A 6148-nucleotide genomic window follows, 5' to 3' on the forward strand; every position below is an offset into this window, starting at 1 on the left:
GTCCGGCACGGGGACGTGCCGGACGCTGTTTTTAGGGAGGAGGAGCCATCATGGCAAAGCAGAAGATCATCTACGACTGTGACCCCGGGCACGACGACGCCGTCGCCCTGCTGCTGGCGGCGGGCAGTCCGGAGCTGGAGCTCCTGGGCGTCACCGTAGCGGCCGGGAACCAGACCCTGGAGAACACCGTCCGCAACGCCTGCCATGTGCTGCAGTGGCTGGGCCGGGAGAGCGTCCCGGTCTACGCGGGCTGCAGCCGCCCCCTGGTCCGGGAGCCGGTCACGGCAGGGGACATCCATGGCAGCACCGGCCTGGACGGCCCGGTCTTCCCGCCGCTCCATAAGGCGCCGGAGCGGGAGCACGCGGCAGCGTTCCTCATCCGGACCCTGCTGGCCTCCGACGGGGACATCACCGTGGTCACCTCCGGGCCCATGACGGACTTGGCCATGGCCCTGCGGCTGGAGCCGGCGATCGGGCCGAAGATCCGGCGGATCGTCCTGATGGGCGGGTCCTATACCAACGGGAACGTGACCCCGGCGGCGGAGTTCAACATCCTCGCCGACCCGGAGGCCGCCCATGTGTGCTTCACCGCCGGGAGGCCCGTCACCATGATCGGGCTGGACGTGACGCGGAAGGTCCTCTGCTATCCGCAGACCGTGGAGCGGATGGCGAAGGTGGGGAACGACGCCTCCCGGCTCTTCACCGCTTTGATGGGGCACTTCTGCAAAACGCAGGCGGAGGTCTTTGGCTGGGAGGGAGGGCCCCTGCACGATCCCGTGACCATCGCCTCCCTGCTGGACCCGTCGCTGGTCGTCACGAAGCCCATGAACGTGCAGATCGATCTGAGCCATGGGGACTCGTACGGCCGGACGAACTGCGACTATTTCGGCTACCTGGGCCTGCCCGCCACGGCGGACGTGGCGGTGGACATCGACGTCCCCCGCTTCTGGGACATCATCGAGGACGGGCTCCGCCGTTACGGCGGGACGCGGCCGCAGGCATGAGGGGCCTCCGCTCCGGCGGCGGGAGGCGAGACCGTCCCGCCGCCGGGGCCGGGACGGCGCCCCATCGTGCGGAGCCCTCTGGATGAGCCCTTGCGCAGGCGGAACGGCCTTGAGAGGTCAGGACAGCGGCATGGAGCCTTCTCCATGCCGCTGTCCTCATCGTTATCCGTCCCCCCGTCCTCCGGTCACAGGATATGGACCGACTCCGGGTCGAAGACCAGGGAGCAGTCCTCTCCGACCTGATAGATCCGCTTGTTCTTGGGGTTATAGTCCGTCAGCTTCACCAGGGCATCCCCCACCGTCACGTGGTAGTTCTGGTAGGAGCCCATGAAGCAGGACAGGACGACCCTGCAGGGCAGGCCGCCCTCGTCCTTCAGGACGGCGGACTCGGGCCGGAGGACCACGGTGTACTCCTTCCCCGCCTGCATCCCCTCCTTGGCGGGGACGCGGGCGGGATGGCCCCCCACCCTCAGGACGGCATGGCCGCCGTCCATCTTATCCAGCGTGCCCTTGAGGAAATTGGCCTCGCCGATGAAGTCCGCCACGAACTCGTCCACCGGGTGATAGTAGATCTCCTGGGGCGTGCCCATCTGCGCCACGACGCCCTTGTTCATGACGATGATCTCATCGGAGAGGGCCATGGCCTCGCTCTGATCGTGGGTGACGTAGATGGCGGTGATGCCCACCTCCTGCTGGATGCGGCGGATCTCCGTGCGCATGGAGACCCGGAGCTTGGCGTCCAGGTTGCTCAAAGGCTCGTCGAAGAGCAGGACGCTGGGCTCGATGACCAAGGCCCGGGCCAGGGCCACCCGCTGCTGCTGGCCGCCGGAGAGCTGGTTCGTCATCCGGGCCTCCATGCCGCTGAGCTCCACCAGGTCCAGGATGTGCATGACCCGCTCCCGGATCTCGGCGGCGGGGACCTTGCGGAGCTTCAGGCCGTAGGCCACGTTGTCGAAGACGTTGTAATGGGGCAGCAGGGCGTAGCTCTGGAAGACCATGGCCGTGTCCCGCTTGTTGGGGGTCAGGGCGTTGATGGCCTCGTCCCCCAGGTAGATCTCGCCCTCGTCGGGGCTCTCGAAGCCGGCGATCATCCGCAGGGTGGTGGTCTTGCCGCAGCCGGAGGGGCCCAGCAGGGTCACGAAGGAGCCGGGCTCGATGGTCAGGGAGGTGTCCTTCACCGCGTAGAAGTCCTTGCCGGTCTTGGGATCTTGGTAGATCTTGGAGATGCGGTCCAGCCGGACCCCCTTTTTCATCTTTGCCATGGCTTACTCCTCCTTGATTTTCTTGCTGGTCCCGAAGTACTTGATGAACAGGTCCATCAGCAGCACGGAGCCATAGGTGATCACGATCAGGATCGTCGCGAAGGCGCAGGCGATCGAGTAGGCCCCCTTCTCCGCGAACTCGTTGATCTGCACGGTGATGAGCAGGAAGCTGGGCGTCACCAGCAGGATGATGGCGGAGATGGCGGTGATGGAACGGACGAAGGCCGTCACGAGGCCGCTGAGGAAGGAGTCCTTGATCAGGGGCAGCGTCACGGTCAGGAAGACCTTGAGGCTGTCCGCGCCCATGTCGTAGGCGGACTCCTCGATGGACTTGTCGATCTGCCGCAGGGCGGAGATGCCGCTCCGGGTGCCGGTGGGCAGGGAGCGGACCACGAAGACGATCACCAAGATCAGCCCCGTGCCGTAGATCCCCTGGAGGAAGCCGGTGTGGAACACGCCGCCGGAGAAGCCCCGGATGTAGCCCACGCCCAGCACCGTGCCCGGCACGGCCATGGCCAGCATGGACACCGCCTCGATGAAGCCCTTGGCCTTGAACTTCCGCTTGACCACCAGATAGGAGATGATCATGCTGAGCAGGGCCGTGACCGGCGCGGCCACCAGGGAGAGCAGGAAGGAGTCCTTGAACGCCTTCAGGCCCTTGTACTTGCTGAAGACCTGGCCGAACCACTTGAAGGTCAGCGGGGTGAACTTATAGCCCCAGGTGGGGAACAGGGCCCCGATGGGGACGCAGAGGTACATCAGGATGACGAAGAAGGCGGCCAGGCCGCACAGGACCGTCAGGGGGACGGTGACGCTCTTGTCCTCGATGAGCATCCGGCCCCGGGAGGCTTTGCCCGTCAGGGTGGCGGCGGTCTTGGCCTCTAAGTAATACTTCTGCACCGCGAACATCAAAAGCGTGATGCACAGCAGCACCACCGCCATGGCCGCCGCGCCCTCCTTGTCGTATGCGCCGGTGATCTGGAGGTAGATCGTGGTGGCCAGGGTGTCGTAGGACCCGCCGATGATCATGGGGTTGGCGAAATCGGCGATGGACTCGATGAAGGTCACCAGGAACGCGTTGCCCAGGCCCGGCAGCAGCAGCGGCAGCGTCACGGTCAGGAAGACCTTGGACCGGCTGGCGCCCATGTCCCGGGCCGCCTCCTCCAGGGAGGGGTCGATGTTCTTCAAAAGGCCCTTGAGCATCATGTAGCACACGGGGAAGAAGGTCAGGGCCTGGACGATGACGATGCCCCAGAAGCCGTACACGCTGTTGTCGTAGATGCCCAGCAGGAAGCGGGTGACCAGGCCCGCCTTGCCGAAGAGCATGATCATGGACAGGGACAGCACGAAGGGCGGTGAGACCACCGGGAGCATGGAGACGACCTTGAACAATCCGCCCACCACCTTCCCCACCCGGACATAGACCTCCACATAGGCGAAGAGCAGGCCCACGACGGTGGACAGGATGCCCACCAGGAAGCCCACCTTCAGGGTGTTCCCGATGGCTCTGATGAAGTTGGGCATGGCCAGGATGCGCTGGAAGGTCGCCAGGGTGAAGCCGGTCCCGCCGTAGAAGCTGTCGACCAGCAGGATGGCCAGGGGATAGAGGATGAACAGCGTCAGGAAGGCGATCAGGACCACGATGGTGCCCACCATCACGGGGTCGGCCATCAGCTTCCTGCGGTCCAGGGCCGCGCTTTGGCTCTTTGCCATGGAGGAGCCTCCTTTCATGTCAGGGGAGATCGAAGGCGGGGGCTGGCGGTCTCACGCCAGCCCCCGCCTCTTCGCGCTTCGTCGTTGGGTCTTGGATCACTCGGTCTGGAAGCGGTCGTCGGCGGCGCTGCCCAGCGCGGTCATGACCTCTTCGATATAAGTGGTGATGTTGTTCTTGGCGTCCTCGAAGTCATACTTCATGACGTTGTCGGGATCCAGGCCGAACTCGGCGGCCTGAGAGGGCTGCTCGGCGTTGTCGATCACCAGGAACTGATAGGAGCCGAAATCGTCGGCCTGCTCCACGCACTCGGGGGACAGGGCGTATTCGATCCAGAGCTTCGCGGCGTTGGGATGGGCCGCGCCCTTGAAGATGGCGGTGGCGCCCACCTCGAAGGAGGTGCCGCTGGAGGGGATCACCAGCTCGATGTTCTCATAGCCGTTGTCCACGATCTGGGTGATGCCGTCGTGCAGGAAGCCGATGCCGATGACGCACTCGCCGGTGCCCACGTTCTTGGACGGGCCGGAGCCGGACTTGGTGTAGACCTCGATGTTCTTGTCCAGGTCCACCAGGTACTGGATGCCGTCGTCATGGCCGTATTTCTGGATCATGGTGTTGATGACCAGCTTGGCGGTGCCGGCGGTGTTGTAGTTGGACAGCCAGATCAGGCCCTTGTACTCGGGCTTCAGCAGGTCGGGCCAGTCCTGGGGGGCCTCCAGGCCCTTCTCGGCCAGGCTGTCCTTGTTGACCATGAAGCCCAGGATGCCGGTGTAGATGCCGTGCCACATGTTGTCGGCGTGCTTGTACACGGGCTTGGTGATGTGGGAGGCGTTGATGGCGGCGTAGGGCTCCAGCAGGCCCTCGGCGGCTACCACGTTGTAGGGGTCGGTGGTGCCGCCGAACCAGACGTCGGCGGAGGGATTGCCGTTCTCCTCCTCGATCTTGGCCTGGACCTCGCCGGTGGACAGGCGCTGATAGGTGGTCTTGATGCCGTAGAGCTCCTGGAAATGCTCGCAGGCGGCGGCCAGGTACTCCTCCTCGCAGGAACCGTAGACCACCAGCTCGCCCTCGGCCTTGGCGGCCTCGATCAGGGCGTCCATGCCGGAGGCGGGCTCCTGGGCGTCGGCGGGGGCCTGGGCACCGCTGTCCTGGCTGCCGCCGGTGCTGCTGCCGCTGTCTGCGGGGGCGTCGCTCCCGCCGCCGCAGGCCGCCAGGGCAAGGACCATGGTCAGAGCCAGCAGCAGGGACAAAAATCTCTTCTTCATCATTTGCTCCTCCAATCGAAATTTGCCGGGGCGGGACCATGGGACGGCCCCTTCCCCATGCGGATATCATTGTAATACGATCGGTTAAAAATGTCAATATATCCAAAAATTCTTTTGCGTCCCCCCTCCCTTTTCAGCTTTTCCACGAGAGGCGGACGAAGAAGCGCCTCCGAAGGACGGCGCTCCCGCCTCCGCCGCTCAAAAAGTCAGCTTTTCCCTCCCCGCAGGCGGGATGATCGGTAAATTGTGTCATTGAAAAACCCCGCCGGATACAGTATAATAGGCGGAGCTTTCAGGAGGCCCGCGGTCCTGCGCGGCGCTCAGCGATCTTTGTTTTTAAGAGGAGCATCCATCTATGCCTTATAAGACCGAACGCGACCTTCGTCAAATGCTCCTGCATCAGGAGCTGATCGAGTCCTCGCTGTCCTTCGTCAGCGGGTCCGAGGACTTCATCCTGGAAAACGACATCTTCCCCTCCACCAGCCGGACCGACCGCGACGTCATGCGGGGCCTGCGCTATCCCAACGGCACCGGCGTCATCGCCGGCGTCACCAGCATCGGCGACGTCGACGGCTATGACCTCGCGGACGGGGAGAAGATCCCCCGGAAGGGCCGGCTCTTCTACCGGGGCATCAGCATCGACGACCTCATCCAAAGCTGCATCAAGGAAGACCGGTTCGGCTTCGAGGAGACGGTGTACCTGCTCCTCTTCGGCCAGCTGCCCACGGCCTCCCAGCTGAAAGACTTCCAGTACCTCATGGCCCGGTGGAGCCAGCTCCCCAGCTACTTCACCGAGGACATGATCCTCCGTTCCCCCAACAAGAACATCATGAACAAGCTGGCCAGCTGCATCCTGGCCCTCCACTCCCACGACGGCGAGGCGGAGAACATGACGCTGGAGAACGA

5 protein-coding genes are annotated in these 6148 nt (G+C 64.3%); 2 read left to right on the plus strand and 3 right to left on the minus strand.

Annotated features, from left to right (window positions below; genetic code table 11):
• The first annotated feature begins 50 nt into the window (after positions 1–50).
• Complete coding sequence (locus QZ332_RS05975; protein ID WP_295763599.1) at positions 51–1004, plus strand: nucleoside hydrolase; 954 nt, start codon at positions 51–53, stop codon at positions 1002–1004.
• Between the two features lie 185 nt (positions 1005–1189).
• On the opposite strand, the gene QZ332_RS05980 is transcribed toward QZ332_RS05975, so the two are convergent.
• From QZ332_RS05980 to QZ332_RS05990, 3 genes are all read right to left on the minus strand, one after another.
• Positions 1190–2266 (minus strand): ABC transporter ATP-binding protein, encoded by a 1077-nt coding sequence (locus QZ332_RS05980; RefSeq protein WP_295763601.1) that lies wholly within the window; start codon positions 2264–2266, stop codon positions 1190–1192.
• A gap of 3 nt (positions 2267–2269) precedes the next feature.
• Positions 2270–3979: an iron ABC transporter permease gene (locus tag QZ332_RS05985; RefSeq protein ID WP_295763604.1), complete on the minus strand. Its 1710-nt coding sequence runs from the start codon at positions 3977–3979 to the stop codon at positions 2270–2272.
• A 96-nt stretch (positions 3980–4075) separates the two neighbouring features.
• Positions 4076–5242 carry an ABC transporter substrate-binding protein gene (locus tag QZ332_RS05990; RefSeq protein ID WP_295763607.1) on the minus strand — a complete coding sequence of 389 codons (1167 nt, stop codon included), beginning with the start codon at positions 5240–5242 and terminating at the stop codon, positions 4076–4078.
• Positions 5243–5630: 388 nt separating this feature from the next.
• On the opposite strand from QZ332_RS05990, the gene QZ332_RS05995 reads away from it, so the two are divergent.
• Positions 5631–6148: citrate/2-methylcitrate synthase (locus QZ332_RS05995; protein WP_295763610.1), on the plus strand; the 518-nt coding region annotated here is incomplete at its 3' end.

The sequence above is a fragment of the uncultured Oscillibacter sp. genome, assembly GCF_910584465.1.
Lineage (GTDB): Bacteria > Bacillota > Clostridia > Oscillospirales > Oscillospiraceae > Oscillibacter.

What these genes read in the sequence shown, in the direction of transcription:
- QZ332_RS05975 (WP_295763599.1), top strand. Translation starts at nt 51, where the DNA reads ATGGCAAAGCAGAAGATCATCTACGACTGTGACCCCGGGCACGACGAC.
- QZ332_RS05980 (WP_295763601.1), bottom strand. Translation starts at nt 2,266, where the DNA reads ATGGCAAAGATGAAAAAGGGGGTCCGGCTGGACCGCATCTCCAAGATC.
- QZ332_RS05985 (WP_295763604.1), bottom strand. Translation starts at nt 3,979, where the DNA reads ATGGCAAAGAGCCAAAGCGCGGCCCTGGACCGCAGGAAGCTGATGGCC.
- QZ332_RS05990 (WP_295763607.1), bottom strand. Translation starts at nt 5,242, where the DNA reads ATGAAGAAGAGATTTTTGTCCCTGCTGCTGGCTCTGACCATGGTCCTT.